Genomic DNA, 15,166 nt, shown 5'->3' on the forward strand with positions numbered 1-15,166 from the left:
CAAATGACGCTTATCGAAAAGCCATCTCAACTGCCTCACGCCATTGCTGAGGCGCTGCACGCCGTCTTTCCGGACCTGAAGGTCGGCAGTCACCGGGACTTCCAGAACGATGGGGTAAAAACTGGCGTGTTGGTCACGGTCGAAGGCAATGGCCCCGGGATTCGCTCCCGCGAAGGGCGCAAGGCGCATGCCTTGGCGATTTCGCTTACGGCCATGGTGGCGCAAGGGGCCTTGCCGTTTGAGGCCTGCGACCTGGCCAGCCAACTGATGGATCTGGTGCTGGATAACCGTTGGACTCTGCCTCAGGCCCAGTGCGATTTGCCGACGAATATTGTTGCCGCTCCGTCTTCGCAGGCTGCCGGAGAAAGGGACTACGACACCTGGACGGTTTCCTTCACTCAAACGCTCTACATCGGACCGGTGTTGCTCAACGACCCTACAGGCCAATCCCTGTTCGCCAGCACCTGGGACGTCTCGAACATCGATGACCCTGATCAATACAAGCCACTTGGGGAGTAGCCCATGTTCGATGCATTGCTGCGTATGCAATTGGGGCCGATCGTCGAGCGCCTGGCAGAAATGGAAGCCCAGCTCGAAGACCTGTACCGACGTGCTGAAAGCTTCTGCCGGATTGGCGTTTGCCAGCAGGTCGATGCCGCCAGCAACACCTGTAAGGTCAGCCACGGTGATTTGCTTACCCCGGCCATTCGCTTCTTCAACCCCAGCGCGGGTGCGCAGACCGAAACCCGCATTCCTTCGGTCGGCGAACAATGCCTGTTGCTCAACTATGGCGGTGGGGAAGGCGGCGCTCAATCCGTGGCGTTGTTCGGCCTCAACAGTAGCCTTTTTCCACCCGTTTCCAGTGTTGCCTCGCTGACCCGGCGACGCCATCAGGACGGCACGCAAAGCGACTACGACGACGCGAGCCACACCTTCAACTGGGTCAATGGCCCGACCACGTTCACCGGCTCTCGTGAACATGTCGAGGCCAAGGTCGGCGCCGCCAGCCTCACGATCAACGCTCAGGGCCTCACCCTGCAAATCGGCGGCACCGCCTTGGTACTGGATGCCAGCGGCGCGCACTTCAGCGGCCCGGTGGTGGACCACCAAGGTCGCGTCATCAGCCCCTGACAAGGACCTCCCATGATCGGCATCGATCGAAACACCGGGGCAGCCGTCGACGACTGGCTGCAATTTGTACAGCGTGCCACCCGAGCGCTGACCACCCCCCTGGGCACTCGCCAGAAGCGCCCGTTGTATGGCTCGCTGATCCCCCAACTGCTCGGCCAAAACCTCGGCGATGACCTGTTGATTCTCGCCCAGAGCCACGCTGCCCAGGCGTTTTATAACGTGCAGAACGGCATCGCCGATTTTCAACCCCAGGTCATCGTTGCTACCCGCCAGGGAGCCGGTTTGCTGTTGCGGTTCGCCGGCACCTGGAAAAACCGCCAACAATCCTTCGAGGTCGTGACATGAGCATGTTGATCCCAGGCCAGAACCAACTGGCGGAGCCGGCCCTCATTACCGTCGATGAATTCGAACCGTTATTGGCCGAATTCAAGGCGTTCGTCGTCGATTACGTCGCCACCCGAGCGCCCCAAAGCGCAATCAAACTCAAGGCCAGCCTCGACAATGAAAGCGAACTGCTGACCCTGGCCCTGGAAGCCTTTTGCGTGCGCCTGCAAACCCATGAACGCCAATACAACGCCCGCATCAAGCAGATGCTGGCCTGGTGGGCCACCGGCAGCAATCTGGATGCACGCCTGGCCGATATGGGCCTGGAGCGCCAAGTATTCGACCCCGGTGACCCGGCGGCTTTCCCACCGGTGCCGCCGACCCTGGAAAGCGACGACGACGCCCGTCTGCGCTACTACCTGGCGCCGCACGCCCCTGCGGCGGGCTCGCGCATGCAGTATCGCCGCGAGGTTTTCACCCTGGGGGAACGGCCGGCGGTGAAAGTGCAAAGCGCCACACCGGGCGTGGTGACCGTTACCTATACCTTCGATCCAGATGGTTACGCAGTGCAGGTCAAGGATGGCAACGGCCGGCGTACCGCGCCTGGTGAAGTCATGGTCACCGTGCTTTCTCGTGAGGGCGACGGTACGCCATCTGCGGATTTGCTTGACGGTGTTCGCCGACATTTCGCACGGCCGGATGTACGACCAGAGACCGATCTGGTGACCGTGCAAGGGGCGCAGATCCTGCGCTACAACATTCGCGTGGTCGCCAGGATCAATGCCGGCCCGGATTCGGGTTTGACTCAGGCCGCAGCCCAAGCGTTGCTGCGAAGCTACGCAGAGTCCTGTCATCGCCTGGAAGGGCGGGTGGATCCGAGCTGGATCGACTACGCCATCCACAGCGCCGGCGCGGCGCAGCTGCAAATCCTTGAACCGCTGGAGCCGATTGTCGGCACCGCGTTCCAGGCCCCGTATTGCACGGGTGTCGAGGTGGAGGTGCGTACGCTATGAGTAAACCTGAAACGAGTTTGTTGCCGGCCAACAGCTCACCGTTGGATAAAGCGTTGGATATGGGGTTTGGCACGTTGCTGGATCGGGTTGTACCGCCGTTTCCGGCGCTGATGAACCCGCTGCAAACGCCGACCGAGTTTCTTCCTTACCTGGCTGCAGATCGGGGTGTCAGCGAATGGGACGCCGACGCCAGCGAGACAGAAAAACGCCTGACCGTGGCCTTGTCCTGGCAGATCCAGCGCCAGGCGGGTACGCCCAAGGCGCTGAGTCATGCGGTGGAGTCGCTGGGCTTCACTCCCAACATCAGCGCCTGGTATCAGCAGCGGCCATTGGGCATGCCCTACACCTTTGATGTGCAGGCAATCATCGGGCGCTACTGGTCCAGTGGCGATCACAATCGGCTGATCCGCCGTGTCAATGCAGCGAAGAGTGAGCGGGATCAGGCGACGATCACCATCGTTCACGAAACCGAAGCTCAGCTTGCGTTCACGCAAGTTCTCCATCCGCCATTAATCGACGCAGAGCTGTATCTAAACGGTGCCTTGCCGGAATTGGCGCTGGTTGCTCGGCTTAACAGTGCCGGGGTTGCCCAGCACTGCACCATTAACGACTACGACCTCAGGGCGCAGCCATGACAGATGACATTACGCGCCTGGTGCGCTTCACCTCCAAGGGTTTGGATGAAGTGCTGCAGGCTAAAAATCAAGGTTTGAAGGGCGAAATCACCCACATCGGCGCCGGTACCGGCCGTTACAACCCAGACGGCACGGAAGTGGCCTTGCGCGACGAGCGCCAACGGGTCGCCATTGTGGATTACGAAGACCTGGGCGACCGCCAACTCAGGATGGCCGCGCTGTTTGATGGCGACGGTGAGTATGAGATTGGCGAGTTCGGGTTTTACCTCGCCAGCGGGACGTTGCTGGCGGTGTATTCCGTGGCAGGAAAGTTGCTGACGTATAAAGCGGCGGCGGCGCGGGTACTGCAGAAGTTCACGTTGGATGTTTCGCCGTTGCCGGCGGAGAGCGTGACGATTGTGGTGGGGAGTGAAAACTTGAATGTGTTGTTGGTCGATGAGTTGGCGACTTTGTCTGCCGCTAGTATCGACAATATGACCAGAGGGGTCGGGCTCTTGTTTCGAGTGATGGGGCTTGAGAATAAGAGCAGTACTTTGTAGCAGTAATATTTCTTGGTTCCTACCAACGAAATTTACTGTGGGATCAAAACAAACAAGGGGATTGTATTTTGAGTACAGAACAGCAGCTTGCCGCAGTTGTTAATGCAGCGAATAGTCTTACAAGTGTCGTCACTGGAAAAATTGGCGACATTGACAAAGCGATTGCAGAGGCTCGGCGCACCTATGATGAGCAATTGCTAGACCTTAAAAAGCGTTTGCCAAGGCTTGCGGTGACTAAAAATTTCAATTTGTATCCAAGTGCTGACGGAAAGTTGATCGATAACTGGGGCGTTCATGGCGAGGTTACCGGCAACAAGCTTCGTTCAATCACCACCACCTCTCAAGCTACTGGACGTCCTCAGGCAGATGTGGACTTTATGCTTCAAGTCCAAGCAGATGTGCGTGAGCAGTTTCCTGGTTTCGATATCAGAGCCAGTGAGTACTGGCGAACTATAGTAAACGTCTGGCAGTTGAAGTGGGCAACCGCGGACGTTAGTCCCTGGCTTGCGTTTCCTTATCCGGTTGACACGGCGCTTGCTAATGGAACAGGTGCGGTTCCGCTAAACTCCTATATCACCATGGGAGCTTTTGTCCGTGTCTTGGAGGGTTCGATTTCTGGGGCTTGGAGTATTGGGGCAGAAAAAGGTAAGTGGCGCTGGTGCTCGACGGTAGTTGCTCCCACTGAGTTGTTTGGTGCCTATTATCACCTCCACCCAATGCGGACTTCCGCCTCCGGTATCGTCGAAGTGATGTTGGCAGGCGCTTGCACGGGTGTTGTTACCAGTCCGAGCGACTGGGGAACTATGTTGGCTTTGAGTTAAGGAGGGATTATGAAACCAATTTTTGTACCTGCAGAACTTCATCCGCTCATCAAGTGGCAAGTCATTCGTAGCGCCCGTGACCAGGATTTGGCTACCAGTGATTATGCGGCGATGCCTGACTATCCAATGTTGGATGAAAGTAAAGTTGCCTTCTTGGCATACCGTCAAGGCCTGCGAGACATTCCGGATCAAGGGAGCGATCCTGACGCCGTTGTATGGCCATCCAAACCGAGCTTCCTGAAATAACCCACCGCGAAAGCGGTTTTTTTTCGCCTCCCCAAAGCCCCTCCCGCAGGGGCTTTGGCGTTTTCTACCCGGAGAATTCCACTCATGTCTGACCGCCAAACCTACACCGTCCTCATCCCATTCCCCACCGGCAACGGCCATTGGTCTACCGCTGGCGAGGAACTCGAACTGCTGGACGTCGAAGCATCCGCCCTGCGCACCGCCGGCCGTCTGGAACTGACCAGCGTCCTCAACTCCACCCCAAAGAAGGCTGAATAACCATGGCTGAGGTTTTGAACTTCGAGCACAACGGCATCACCGTCAATGCCACCGAATCCCCCGAGGCCATGGGTGGCCTGGGCGATAACGTGATCGGCCTGGTCGGCACCGCACCGAACGCCCATGCATCGATCCCGAAAAACGCGCCGTTCCGCATCAATAGCTTCACCACCCAGGCGCTGCTGGACCCTACCGGTACCGAGTCGGGCACCTTGTTCCAGGCGGTGTACCAGATTCTCAAAGTGGTGAAGGTGCCGGTCTACGTGGTGATCGTCGAAGAGGGCGCGACGGCGGCCGACACGATCAACAATGTGATCGGCGGCAACGACCCCGTCACCGGCCGTAAACTGGGCCTGGCGGCCCTGAGCAGTGTCCCGGAAGACCTGACCATCATCGGTGCCCCAGGCTTCACCGGCACCAAGGCCGTGGCCGGCGAGTTCGCCTCGTTCGGCAAACGTATCAAAGCCCGTGTGGTGCTGGATGGCAAGGACGCTTCGGTGGCCGACCAAGTGGCCTACAGTGGCGAACTGGGCGGTGCCGACCTCGGTTTCGACCGTTGCCTGCTGGTGCACAACATGCCGTCGGTGTATTCCAAGGCAGCGAAGAAAAACGTGTTCCTGTCGCCATCTTCGCTGGCCATCGCAGCCTTGGCCAAGGTCAAGCAGTGGGAAAGCCCGGGCAACCAGGTGACGTTCGCCGAGGACGTTTCCCGCGTGGTCGAGTACAACATCCTCGACACCTCCACCGAAGGCGACCTGCTCAACCGCTACGGCGTGAGCTACTACGCCCGCACCATCCTCGGCGGTTTCTCACTGCTGGGTAACCGTTCGATCACCGGCAAGTTCCTCAGCTATGTCGGTCTGGAAGATGCCATCAGCCGCAAGCTGGTCAAGGCCGGCCAGAAGGCCATGGCCAAGAACCTCACCAAGTCCTTCATGGACCAGGAGGTCAAGCGCATCAATGACTGGCTGCAAACCCTGGTCGCCGACGAAACCATCCCCGGCGGCAGCGTGTACCTGCACCCGGAATTGAACAGTGTCGAGAAGTACAAGAACGGCACCTGGTTCATTGTCATCGACTATGGCCGCTACGCGCCGAATGAACACATGGTTTATCAACTCAATGCCCGCGATGAAATCATCGAGCAGTTCCTGGAGGACGTTCTCTAATGTTTACCAACCGAGTCAGACAGGCCATTGCGGCCACCCTTCAAGGTCTGCCGTTGTCCGCGACCGTTGAGGAGTTCACTCCGCCGAAGATCGAGTTCGAGATGGAACCCATGTCCGGCGGCCGCTTCATCGCCGAGGAAATGGCCAAGAGTGGCAAGGTGCTCAACGCCACGTTGATCCTGCAAGGCGCAGGCCCGGAAATCATGCTGGCGCTGGGCGTGCGCCTGGGCGACGACATCCTGCTGAACGTGCGTGAAGCAGGCCAGGACCAGGACGGCAAGACCTACTTCACCTACCACACCGTCGGCGGCAGGCTCAAATCGCTGAGCGAAGGCAAGCTGAAGATGGGCGAGAAGGCCATCACCACGTTGGAGCTGTCGTGCCGCACCTACAACCGCCTGGAGAACGGCATTTCGGTGATCGACATTGACGTGCGCACCCAGAAGTTCGTGCTCAATGGCGTCGACATTCTGGGCGACGCCCGCCGCGCGGTGTTGATGCCGTAACCCCTCGGGGGCGGGCTCGCTCGCCCCCATACTTGATCAAGGAATTGCCCCATGGCCTGGATGCCACCGCTGCACCGCCTGCTGTCCCCGATTAGCGCTGACACCGGCGCGACGATCGAGCAGGTGCAACTCAAACCGCTGTACTACGCCGCGCAAAAAGACGCGCTGGCCCGGGCCGGTGATGACGAGGACGACCAGTTTTTCGAGCTGGCGAAACTCGCCACCGGCCTGTCGGAAAAAGAACTCGACCAACTCAAGCGCCCGGACTACGTCAGCATCGCCCAATACGTACACGAAATGTCTACGCGCCCGGCGTCGTTCTTCCTGCAAGCGCCCGAAGCTGCGACGCAAGACCAGCCCGTCGACCTGCTGTTGCCCCTTGACGCGGCCGGCCGCACCTGGACCGAACTGCCCCTGGAAATGCCTGCGCTGCGCGCCACCAAGGTGATGAAAAAACTCGCCACCAATAAAGAGCGCGCCGAGTTCATTACCGCCCACTGCACCGGCCTGATGATCCCAGACCTGGCCGGCCTGACGGTGCCCGACTGGACGGAACTGCAGGAGCGTATCGACGATTTTTTAAATCAACCGGCGGACTTCTTTCGGAGCGCGACATCGAAGTAATCCTCGATGTGGTGCCGCTGATTTACGCAGTCAATGAGGCGGAAATCCTCGACTGGAACGCCGGAAAAGCATTGCGCCGCTACGACATCGCGATCACTCGCCTTGGCGTTAAACAGGAGTAAGCGGGATGCAAGAGACTCAATTTGCGACCAGGCTCGCCCAGGAAGATAGGCGCTGGTTGATGGGCGATGCCGACCTCGGCAATGTGCTGGCGCCGTTCTACGCGGGCCTCGCCGCGCCTATGGGCCTGGATGCCGCGCCACCGCCGGAGCCCCAGTCGCAACTCAGCGCAGCGCTGGTCACTGTCAGTGTCGACCTCAATGCGTTAACACTGGAGCAAGTGCGGCTGCGCGAGACGCTGGAGACGCTTAACAGTACGTTGTTCATTAACGGTCATTCGCTGGAAACCAAGACGGTTGATGCCACGTCGATTCCTGAGAAAAACCAGCAAAAAGAGCCTGCTTCATCGACAGGCTCCTGGACGGATAAGGGCCTGGAGTACGGCGCGACTGCCGCGAAGTTTGTCGGGAAGGAACTGCTCACCAGTCTGTGGGATACGGCCAAAAGCAGAGTCTCTGGCAAAGCGGTGGATACCATCGCCAAGCGGTTTCCCAACGCCGGTAAGTGGCTTAAAAACGATAAAAGCAAGGACGGCTGCTGCCCCGCCTTACCTGTTCCAGGCCCGACCAGCCCCGGCATTTACCTGCCACCTGACTATCGCCGCACGGAAGAGAAAAAAACCTCTGGCAAAAAAACCGGAAAGCTTGGTACGTGGCTGCGAACCGCGTCGGACAGGTTGGGCAATGGCGCGGGGTACTCATCGCGGGTGGGCTTTCAGGCCGTAGCGACGACTCAAAGTGCCCTGAGCAGTGCTCAGCGTGTGAGCGGCAACGCAGGCAAACCACTCGGTTTGATCGACGCGTTGGAGCGGGGGCCGTTCGAGAGGCCGGGTGGTGCCGGTAGCCTGCCGCCCAAGCCCGTTCCGATCACAGTGTCCTTGCCACGCCCAACGCCTGCAGCGACTACGCCTCATGCCCCAACGTCCCGCCTGGCCGCTGCGATGACCCGGCTGGAGTCCACTGGCGCCGGCCGTCTTGGCCCGTTGAGGTACGCCGACGCGGCCTACGACGTTGTTCAAGGCCTGCGCACCGGCGATACCAAAGCCATTGCCTCCGGCCTCGGCGCTGCCGGCGGCACCTGGGCGGGCGCCTCGGCAGGCGCCGCCATCGGCACAATGATTTTCCCTGGCGTCGGCACCGCCGTAGGCGGTGTCATCGGTGGCTTGCTTGGCGGCGAGGCGGGCACCTGGCTGGGTGACAAGCTGTTCGGCTCAAACGATCGTCTGTCCGCGCCCAATGCCGTCAGCAAGGAACTCAACACCGCCCGCACCGAACACGTGCAGGTCACGATCGCCCCAAGCATCCAGATCACCGGCATTAACCCGGCCGATGCCCAGCAAGTCGTCAACCAGGTGATCCAGGCCCTGCAATTCCAATGCATGCCGATGGTCACCGACACCCTCGGCATCCGGCGCAACGCGGCACTGGCCGACCCACCAGGAGGTGATTGATGCGACAACAAATGGTATTGGGCGATTTTATTTTTGGCCTGTCCCGAGGCTTCGCGTATTCCACACTGGTGCGCAACAGCGATGGTGGCTGGGCCGACCTGACGATCATTGCCAGCAAGCCGCAGTCACGCCAGAACGGCCAGAAACTGGAAAAACTCACGTTCGGCGGCACGGCGATGCACGCCGTGGGCATGCAGCGCCTGGACGAACTGCGCGCCTTGCAAAACGCCCGGGCGCCGTTGCCGCTGGTCGATGGCATAGGCCGCAACTGGGGCCTGTGGCGGATCAATTCGGTGGTGGAAAACCAAAGTAATGTGATTGATGACGGCACCGCCATGGTTATGGCCTGGACCCTTGAACTGGAGGAATTCGTCAATGCGTAGAGTACGAAGTATTGCCGGTGATTCGGTCAACCTGCTGCTCTACCGCGAACTGGGCCGTTGCGATGATGCGGCGGAAGAAGCTCTCTGGCGGCTGAACTCCGAGCTTGCCGAATATGGCCCGGTGCTGCCGGCCGGCGTGTGGGTGGTCATCCCTGAACTGGCGACACGGCCCGCAGCCGTGCGTCCCGTTTCGGCCTGGGATTGAGGAGGCGGCATGGCACAGGGATTTACGCCCATCGTGGAGTTCTACGGCGCCAACGCGGCGCTGCTCAACCAACGCCTGATGCACTGGAGCCACACCGACGCCGCCGGCATCCAGACGGACCGACTGGAACTGACCCTTAATATCGAGGGTCTGGAAGGTCTGCCCAGCCTGAGCGGCAAGATCGGCCTGCGGGTCGGGTATCAGGAGTCGGGGCTGGTGGAAAAAGGCGAGTTTGTCATTACCCAGCGCACCCCGGTGTTGTTTCCCATGCGCTTGATGATAGTGGCGACGGCTGCGCCCTTCAGCGTGGCGGACGCCAGTGGCTATCGCCAGCGTCGCTCCGCCAGTTATGGGCCGACGACGCTGGGGGCATTGTTCCGGCAGATGGTCAGCCGCCACGGTTATTCACCGCGTGTGGCGCCTGCGCTGGACGGTATTGCGATTCCTCATATCGACCAGTCCAACGAAAGCGACATGGCGTTCATCACTCGCCTGGCCAAGTGTTATCGCGCAGTGACCAAGCCGATCAATGAACTGTATGTACTGGCTGAGGCCGGGCGGATCAACTCGCTCTCCGGCCGGTTGCTGCCGGAGGTGAAACTGTCTGTCACCGAGGATAACCGCCCCGGTGAATCCGCCTTCATCACCGCCAGGCTCGATGAAACATCCCGCTCGAAATACAAGGGCAGTCGCGTCACGTGGTGGGATGACGCCGGGGCTAGGCAGCATGTGGTGCAAGTCGGCACCGCGCCGTTCAAGACCCTGCGCCAGCGTTACCAGAACGAAGCGCAAGCGCGTGCCGTGGCTGAAGCGGAACTGCGCCGCGTCGAGCGTGAAGGCCAGACACTGATGATCGATTGCCCAGGCAACCCGCTGTTGGCCGCTGAAGGGCTTTTGCTGCTGGATGAGTCCTGGCCTTCCTATATGCAGGGGCGATGGTCGATCACCCAGGTGATCCATGTGGGCGACCCGGCAACGGGCTACCGCAGTTCGATCACGGCCGGTGGCTTGTCCATATAAAGACGTTTAAGAGTAAAGCCAATGGTGATTTCGCTCCCACAACTGCTTCAAGTGATGCCTGGAGCCCGCCCGAGAGCGGGCCTTTTTTTAACCGCTCTGAATGCGGCGTTTGTTCGGCACGACATAAACAGTCCCAAACGCACCGCCGCCTTCCTTGCCCAAATTGGCCATGAATCCGGCGAGCTGCGCTACGTACGCGAACTGGGCAGCGATCAATACCTGAGCAAATACGATACCGGCACCCTGGCCGCCCGCCTGGGCAACTCCCTCGAGGCCGACGGCGACGGTCAGCAGTATCGGGGCCGGGGGCTGATCCAGATTACCGGGCGTCGCAATTACTTGGCGTGCAGCCAGGCACTTTTTGGCGACGATCGTTTATTGCGGCAACCGGAACTGTTGGAGCAGCCCCAATGGGCGGCGGAGTCGGCGGCCTGGTTCTGGCAAAGCAATGGCCTGAACGAACTGGCGGACAAGGACCAGTTCACCGCCATCACCCGACGTATCAACGGCGGGCTCAATGGCCTGGAAAACCGCTTGCAGCTATGGGCACGGGCGAAGGCGGTGTTATGCGTTTCCTAGGGGCTTGGCGCCTGATTGGCGCTTGCTTGTTGGTGGTGCTGACTTGGCAGGTGCAGGCCTGGCGGTTGGGGGCGCAGATGGAGCGGCAATCAACGGCCCATGCCCAGGCGCTCAGTCAGCAAAGTCAGGCGGCCTTGCGTCAACAACAGGCCGAATACGACAAACGGCTGGCACTGGAGCAACAACTCAGCGCCAGCGACCAACAACATGCTCGGGAGTTAAGCGATGCCCAACGTCACCAGGCTGCTCTGCGCGACCGCCTGGCCACTGCTGATGTGCGGTTGTCAGTCCTTCTCGACGCCACCGAGCCCGGTGGTGTCGGTTCTATGCCCGCCACCGCCCCCGCCGGCGGCGTGGTTCATGCAGCCACGCGAGCCCGACTTGACCCGGCGCATGCTCAGCGAATTATCGGCATCACCGATGCCGGCGACGAAGGATTGATTGCACTGCGTGCTTGCCAGGCCTATGTGCGCGCAGTTGCCCGCTAATCTCTTGTTCCAGTCTGTCGCTTGCATGAGCGATTTGCTCCTGTAGGGTAGGCGAACGCCCACCCACTTCTGGAGACGAACGTGAAGGAAATCACTCAACTGGCTGCTGATCTGGGTCGCCGTTTACAGGTGCTCAATGCTCACGTCACCACCGCCGAGTCCTGTACCGGTGGCGGTATCGCGGAAGCCATCACGCGGATTCCTGGAAGTTCGGCCTGGTTCGAGGCGGGGTATGTCACCTATTCCAATCGACAGAAGACCCGGCAGTTGAATGTGCCGCAGGAACTGTTCGCCAAAGTGGGGGCGGTCAGCCAGGAAGTGGTGGAAGCGATGGTTCGCGGAGCCCAGGAAAACAGCCTGGCGCGATTTGCCGTGGCGGTCAGCGGAGTGGCGGGGCCGGATGGCGGTTCGCCGGATAAACCGGTGGGCACTGTGTGGCTGGCTTTTGGCGTGGGCGATGAGATCACGGCCGAGCGCCAGCACTTCCCCGGTAACCGCGACGAGGTCCGCCGACAAACGGTAAAGGCCGCCTTAGAGGGCTTGTTGCGACGAGCTGCAGCAGAAATAGAAAATCAGGGGTAGGCGATCTCTGATCTTTATGGAACAATACTGTCTACTTATACAGGTGTTGGCCGTCAGGCCTTATTGATTACGTGAGGACTTTAATGGACGACAACAAGAAGAAAGCCTTGGCTGCGGCCCTGGGTCAGATCGAACGTCAATTCGGCAAGGGTGCCGTAATGCGTATGGGCGATCACGACCGTCAGGCGATCCCGGCTATTTCCACTGGCTCTCTGGGTCTGGACATCGCGCTCGGCATTGGCGGCCTGCCAAAAGGCCGTATCGTTGAAATCTACGGTCCTGAATCTTCCGGTAAAACCACCCTGACCCTATCGGTGATTGCTCAGGCGCAAAAGATGGGCGCCACCTGCGCGTTCGTCGACGCCGAGCACGCGCTGGATCCTGAATACGCCGGCAAGCTGGGGGTCAACGTTGACGACCTGCTGGTGTCTCAGCCGGACACTGGTGAGCAGGCCCTGGAAATCACCGACATGCTGGTGCGCTCCAACGCCATTGACGTGATCGTGGTCGACTCCGTGGCTGCCCTGGTACCCAAGGCTGAAATCGAAGGCGAAATGGGTGACATGCACGTGGGCCTGCAAGCCCGTCTGATGTCCCAGGCGCTGCGTAAAATCACCGGCAACATCAAAAACGCCAACTGCCTGGTGATCTTCATCAACCAGATCCGTATGAAGATCGGCGTCATGTTCGGCAGCCCGGAAACCACCACAGGTGGTAACGCGCTGAAGTTCTACGCTTCGGTCCGTCTGGACATCCGCCGTACCGGCGCGGTGAAGGAAGGTGACGAGGTTGTTGGTAGCGAAACCCGTGTGAAGGTTGTGAAGAACAAAGTGGCTCCGCCATTCCGTCAGGCCGAGTTCCAGATTCTCTACGGTAAAGGTATCTACCTTAACGGCGAGATGATCGATCTGGGTGTACTGCACGGTTTCGTCGAAAAATCCGGTGCATGGTATGCCTACAACGGCAGCAAGATCGGTCAGGGCAAGGCCAACTCGGCCAAGTTCCTGGCGGATAACCCGGACATCGCTGCCACGCTTGAGAAGCAGATTCGCGACAAGCTGCTGACTCCTGCGCCAGACGTGAAGGCTGCCGCCAACCGCGAGCCGGTTGAAGAAGTTGAAGAAGCTGACACTGACATCTGAAGCAAACGATGACTGTTGTACTGGATACACTCGTCGCCGTTCGGCGCACTGCGATGGACCTGCTCGCTCGCCGCGAGCACGGTCGAGTCGAGTTGATGCGTAAACTGCGTCAGCGCGGCGCAGATCCGGAGATGATCGACACAGCCCTCGACCGCTTGACGGAAGAAGGGCTGCTGTCGGAATCCCGTTATCTTGAGAGCTTTGTCTCCTATCGCGCTCGGTCCGGTTACGGCCCGGCGCGAATTCGTGAAGAACTGAGCCAGCGTGGCTTGCAGCGCGCCGATATCGATCTAGCCCTGCGTGAGTGCGGTATCAGTTGGCAGTCACAGTTGGAAGACACTTGGCGTCGAAAATTTTCCGGCCACCTGCCTATCGATGCGAAGGAACGAGCCAAACAGGGTCGCTTCCTGAGTTATCGCGGATTTTCGATGGAGATGATCAACCGCTTGTTCAGCGGTCGAGACTTGGACGATTGAGCGGTGTGACAAAAACCAGATAGGTACTTGCCGTGGTAAGCGTGTGGGCTCTGTAGTGAGCGGGCTTGCCCCGCGCTGAGCTACGCAGCAGCCCCAATCCCGTCAATGCCGATCCAATTGAAACACCACAAAAAAGACCCGCTATGAAGATAGCGGGTCTTTTTTTGCTCAAACAATCAAACCGTCTCCGGCACCACCCGCTGCTGCAACTTCCCCTGAGCCTGCGCCCAGTTCTCAGGCAAGTTGATGTAATCCACCAACTCCCGCAATCGGCCCTGGTCCCGTCCATTGAAGTTGAACACCAATCGGGTCAAATGGCTGAACCTCGGCTCATCGTGTTCCTCACCGGTGTAGGCAAGTTGTTGAAACTCTCCGCTCAAGCGCAGGCTGGCAAACTCAGTCTGCAGGTGCTTAAGGGCCCGATCACTGAGCGCATGATTCATGCGCACCACAAACTCACGCTTGAGCCAGCGTGTGGAATGGAAATTGGCGTAGAACTGGTTGATCTCCTCAACCGCTTCTTCAGCGCTGTACACCAGACGCACCAGCTTGAGGTCTGTCGGCAGGATATAGCGGTTGGCCTCCAGCTGACTGCGAATAAAATCCAGCGCGCCTTGCCAGAAGCCGCCGCCCGGCGCGTCCAGCAGCACCACCGGTACCAGTGGACTCTTGCCGGTCTGGATCAGGGTCAATACTTCCAGTGCTTCATCCAGCGTGCCGAAGCCGCCGGGACACAACACCAGCGCATCGGCCTCCTTGACGAAGAACAGTTTGCGGGTAAAGAAGAAGTGGAAGGACAGCAGGTTCTCGGTGCCATCAATGGTCGGGTTGGCATGCTGTTCAAACGGCAAGGTGATATTGAATCCCAGGCTGTGCTCAAGCCCCGCGCCTTCGTGCGCTGCAGCCATGATGCCGCCGCCACCGCCGGTGATTACCATCAGGTCGGAGCGTGCCAGTGCGGCGCCTACTTCGCGGGCCAGGGCATACAGGGGACTTTCCAGCGGTGTCCGTGCCGAGCCGAATACTGTGACCTTGCGTCGCCCCCTGAACTGTTCGAGCACGCGGAAGGCATGGTCCAGCTCACGAATGGCTTGCAGGGTGATCTTGGCGTTCCAGCGGTCACGGTCGTCCTGGGCCATGCGCAGCACGGTGAGGATCATGTCACGGTACAGAGGGATATTCGCGCTACCGGGGGCGATCAACTGGAGTTGGGCTTCGACCTGCTGTGTGAGGTCGGTTCCGTGCTGCTCAAAATGCTGAAGCAGGCTCTCGTTCGGTTGGTAAGGCATTCAACGTCTCCTTTTTGCAGGGCCCGGGTCGCCGACTAAATTCGCCGGAGGCTACGACATTGCATGTGTCGCTGCTTGCCGCGGGGGGCAACCTTCTTTTGCCCTGAAAATGTTACAGAACAGCATGGAAAATGCTGTGAGTGAGCGGTTTGGATGACGATGATGA

At 59.6% G+C, this 15,166-nt stretch carries 22 protein-coding genes; 21 read left to right on the plus strand and 1 reads right to left on the minus strand.

Annotated features, from left to right (window positions below; genetic code table 11):
• The first annotated feature begins 3 nt into the window (after positions 1-3).
• The 21 genes from PSH59_RS05665 (at position 4) to recX (ending at position 13,711) form a co-directional block, all read left to right on the plus strand.
• Positions 4-519 (plus strand): hypothetical protein, encoded by a 516-nt coding sequence (locus PSH59_RS05665; protein WP_305394512.1) that lies wholly within the window; start codon positions 4-6, stop codon positions 517-519.
• 3 nt (positions 520-522) lie between these two features.
• Positions 523-1,131 (plus strand): phage baseplate assembly protein V, encoded by a 609-nt coding sequence (locus PSH59_RS05670; RefSeq protein ID WP_305394513.1) that lies wholly within the window; start codon positions 523-525, stop codon positions 1,129-1,131.
• A 12-nt stretch (positions 1,132-1,143) separates the two neighbouring features.
• Complete coding sequence (locus PSH59_RS05675; RefSeq protein WP_248075712.1) at positions 1,144-1,476, plus strand: phage baseplate protein; 333 nt, start codon at positions 1,144-1,146, stop codon at positions 1,474-1,476.
• The gene (locus PSH59_RS05680) at positions 1,473-2,468 is read left to right on the plus strand and encodes a baseplate J/gp47 family protein (protein WP_305394514.1); all 996 of its coding nucleotides are present in this window, start codon (positions 1,473-1,475) and stop codon (positions 2,466-2,468) included. The genes PSH59_RS05675 and PSH59_RS05680 overlap by 4 nt, the downstream gene beginning before the upstream one ends.
• Positions 2,465-3,103 carry a phage tail protein I gene (locus tag PSH59_RS05685; RefSeq protein ID WP_305394515.1) on the plus strand — a complete coding sequence of 213 codons (639 nt, stop codon included), beginning with the start codon at positions 2,465-2,467 and terminating at the stop codon, positions 3,101-3,103. Before PSH59_RS05680 ends, PSH59_RS05685 begins: the two co-directional genes overlap by 4 nt.
• Positions 3,100-3,642 (plus strand): hypothetical protein, encoded by a 543-nt coding sequence (locus PSH59_RS05690; RefSeq protein WP_305394516.1) that lies wholly within the window; start codon positions 3,100-3,102, stop codon positions 3,640-3,642. The genes PSH59_RS05685 and PSH59_RS05690 overlap by 4 nt, the downstream gene beginning before the upstream one ends.
• A 68-nt stretch (positions 3,643-3,710) precedes the next feature.
• A complete protein-coding gene (locus tag PSH59_RS05695; protein WP_305394517.1) occupies positions 3,711-4,463 on the plus strand; it encodes a hypothetical protein in 753 nt (250 codons plus the stop codon).
• A 9-nt stretch (positions 4,464-4,472) separates the two neighbouring features.
• Positions 4,473-4,709: a tail fiber assembly protein gene (locus PSH59_RS05700; protein ID WP_305394518.1), complete on the plus strand. Its 237-nt coding sequence runs from the start codon at positions 4,473-4,475 to the stop codon at positions 4,707-4,709.
• An 84-nt stretch (positions 4,710-4,793) separates the two neighbouring features.
• The gene (locus PSH59_RS05705; RefSeq protein ID WP_305394519.1) at positions 4,794-4,967 is read left to right on the plus strand and encodes a hypothetical protein; all 174 of its coding nucleotides are present in this window, start codon (positions 4,794-4,796) and stop codon (positions 4,965-4,967) included.
• Between the two features lie 2 nt (positions 4,968-4,969).
• Positions 4,970-6,136 carry a phage tail protein gene (locus PSH59_RS05710; RefSeq protein WP_305394520.1) on the plus strand — a complete coding sequence of 389 codons (1,167 nt, stop codon included), beginning with the start codon at positions 4,970-4,972 and terminating at the stop codon, positions 6,134-6,136.
• A complete protein-coding gene (locus tag PSH59_RS05715) occupies positions 6,136-6,642 on the plus strand; it encodes a phage major tail tube protein (protein ID WP_248075724.1) in 507 nt (168 codons plus the stop codon). The genes PSH59_RS05710 and PSH59_RS05715 overlap by 1 nt, the downstream gene beginning before the upstream one ends.
• Positions 6,643-6,693: 51 nt before the next feature.
• Complete coding sequence (locus PSH59_RS05720) at positions 6,694-7,266, plus strand: phage tail assembly protein (protein WP_248075726.1); 573 nt, start codon at positions 6,694-6,696, stop codon at positions 7,264-7,266.
• A gap of 127 nt (positions 7,267-7,393) precedes the next feature.
• Positions 7,394-8,836, plus strand: a complete 1,443-nt coding sequence (locus PSH59_RS05725; protein WP_305394521.1) for a tail tape measure protein — start codon at positions 7,394-7,396, stop codon at positions 8,834-8,836.
• On the plus strand, positions 8,836-9,219 hold the full coding sequence (locus tag PSH59_RS05730; RefSeq protein ID WP_305394522.1) for a phage tail protein: 384 nt from the start codon (positions 8,836-8,838) through the stop codon (positions 9,217-9,219). Before PSH59_RS05725 ends, PSH59_RS05730 begins: the two co-directional genes overlap by 1 nt.
• Positions 9,212-9,424 (plus strand): tail protein X, encoded by a 213-nt coding sequence (locus tag PSH59_RS05735; RefSeq protein ID WP_305394523.1) that lies wholly within the window; start codon positions 9,212-9,214, stop codon positions 9,422-9,424. Before PSH59_RS05730 ends, PSH59_RS05735 begins: the two co-directional genes overlap by 8 nt.
• A gap of 9 nt (positions 9,425-9,433) precedes the next feature.
• Positions 9,434-10,444 (plus strand): contractile injection system protein, VgrG/Pvc8 family, encoded by a 1,011-nt coding sequence (locus PSH59_RS05740; protein WP_305394524.1) that lies wholly within the window; start codon positions 9,434-9,436, stop codon positions 10,442-10,444.
• Between the two features lie 21 nt (positions 10,445-10,465).
• The gene (locus PSH59_RS05745) at positions 10,466-11,023 is read left to right on the plus strand and encodes a glycoside hydrolase family 19 protein (RefSeq protein ID WP_305394525.1); all 558 of its coding nucleotides are present in this window, start codon (positions 10,466-10,468) and stop codon (positions 11,021-11,023) included.
• Entirely contained in the window at positions 11,011-11,511 is a 501-nt protein-coding gene (locus PSH59_RS05750) for a lysis system i-spanin subunit Rz (protein WP_305394526.1), read from the plus strand. Before PSH59_RS05745 ends, PSH59_RS05750 begins: the two co-directional genes overlap by 13 nt.
• Before the next feature lie 81 nt (positions 11,512-11,592).
• Complete coding sequence (locus PSH59_RS05755; RefSeq protein WP_248075740.1) at positions 11,593-12,093, plus strand: CinA family protein; 501 nt, start codon at positions 11,593-11,595, stop codon at positions 12,091-12,093.
• Between the two features lie 83 nt (positions 12,094-12,176).
• Positions 12,177-13,235, plus strand: a complete 1,059-nt coding sequence (gene recA / locus PSH59_RS05760; protein WP_048720087.1) for a recombinase RecA — start codon at positions 12,177-12,179, stop codon at positions 13,233-13,235.
• A gap of 8 nt (positions 13,236-13,243) precedes the next feature.
• Entirely contained in the window at positions 13,244-13,711 is a 468-nt protein-coding gene (recX, locus tag PSH59_RS05765; protein ID WP_248075744.1) for a recombination regulator RecX, read from the plus strand.
• A 176-nt stretch (positions 13,712-13,887) separates the two neighbouring features.
• Here the strand turns inward: recX and PSH59_RS05770 are convergent, their stop codons facing one another.
• On the minus strand, positions 13,888-15,000 hold the full coding sequence (locus PSH59_RS05770; RefSeq protein ID WP_305394527.1) for a TIGR00730 family Rossman fold protein: 1,113 nt from the start codon (positions 14,998-15,000) through the stop codon (positions 13,888-13,890).
• Between the last annotated feature and the right edge of the window lie 166 nt (positions 15,001-15,166).

Source organism: Pseudomonas sp. FP2309 (assembly GCF_030687575.1).
Classification (GTDB): Bacteria; Pseudomonadota; Gammaproteobacteria; order Pseudomonadales; family Pseudomonadaceae; genus Aquipseudomonas.

Coding starts and splice junctions, on each gene's coding strand:
- PSH59_RS05700 (WP_305394518.1), top strand. CDS start 4,473: ATGAAACCAATTTTTGTACCTGCAGAACTTCATCCGCTCATCAAGTGG.
- PSH59_RS05685 (WP_305394515.1), top strand. CDS start 2,465: ATGAGTAAACCTGAAACGAGTTTGTTGCCGGCCAACAGCTCACCGTTG.
- PSH59_RS05680 (WP_305394514.1), top strand. CDS start 1,473: ATGAGCATGTTGATCCCAGGCCAGAACCAACTGGCGGAGCCGGCCCTC.
- recA (WP_048720087.1), top strand. CDS start 12,177: ATGGACGACAACAAGAAGAAAGCCTTGGCTGCGGCCCTGGGTCAGATC.
- PSH59_RS05710 (WP_305394520.1), top strand. CDS start 4,970: ATGGCTGAGGTTTTGAACTTCGAGCACAACGGCATCACCGTCAATGCC.
- PSH59_RS05690 (WP_305394516.1), top strand. CDS start 3,100: ATGACAGATGACATTACGCGCCTGGTGCGCTTCACCTCCAAGGGTTTG.
- PSH59_RS05730 (WP_305394522.1), top strand. CDS start 8,836: ATGCGACAACAAATGGTATTGGGCGATTTTATTTTTGGCCTGTCCCGA.
- PSH59_RS05750 (WP_305394526.1), top strand. CDS start 11,011: ATGCGTTTCCTAGGGGCTTGGCGCCTGATTGGCGCTTGCTTGTTGGTG.
- PSH59_RS05665 (WP_305394512.1), top strand. CDS start 4: ATGACGCTTATCGAAAAGCCATCTCAACTGCCTCACGCCATTGCTGAG.
- PSH59_RS05740 (WP_305394524.1), top strand. CDS start 9,434: ATGGCACAGGGATTTACGCCCATCGTGGAGTTCTACGGCGCCAACGCG.
- recX (WP_248075744.1), top strand. CDS start 13,244: ATGACTGTTGTACTGGATACACTCGTCGCCGTTCGGCGCACTGCGATG.
- PSH59_RS05735 (WP_305394523.1), top strand. CDS start 9,212: ATGCGTAGAGTACGAAGTATTGCCGGTGATTCGGTCAACCTGCTGCTC.
- PSH59_RS05715 (WP_248075724.1), top strand. CDS start 6,136: ATGTTTACCAACCGAGTCAGACAGGCCATTGCGGCCACCCTTCAAGGT.
- PSH59_RS05725 (WP_305394521.1), top strand. CDS start 7,394: ATGCAAGAGACTCAATTTGCGACCAGGCTCGCCCAGGAAGATAGGCGC.
- PSH59_RS05670 (WP_305394513.1), top strand. CDS start 523: ATGTTCGATGCATTGCTGCGTATGCAATTGGGGCCGATCGTCGAGCGC.
- PSH59_RS05720 (WP_248075726.1), top strand. CDS start 6,694: ATGGCCTGGATGCCACCGCTGCACCGCCTGCTGTCCCCGATTAGCGCT.
- PSH59_RS05705 (WP_305394519.1), top strand. CDS start 4,794: ATGTCTGACCGCCAAACCTACACCGTCCTCATCCCATTCCCCACCGGC.
- PSH59_RS05745 (WP_305394525.1), top strand. CDS start 10,466: ATGGTGATTTCGCTCCCACAACTGCTTCAAGTGATGCCTGGAGCCCGC.
- PSH59_RS05770 (WP_305394527.1), bottom strand. CDS start 15,000: ATGCCTTACCAACCGAACGAGAGCCTGCTTCAGCATTTTGAGCAGCAC.
- PSH59_RS05675 (WP_248075712.1), top strand. CDS start 1,144: ATGATCGGCATCGATCGAAACACCGGGGCAGCCGTCGACGACTGGCTG.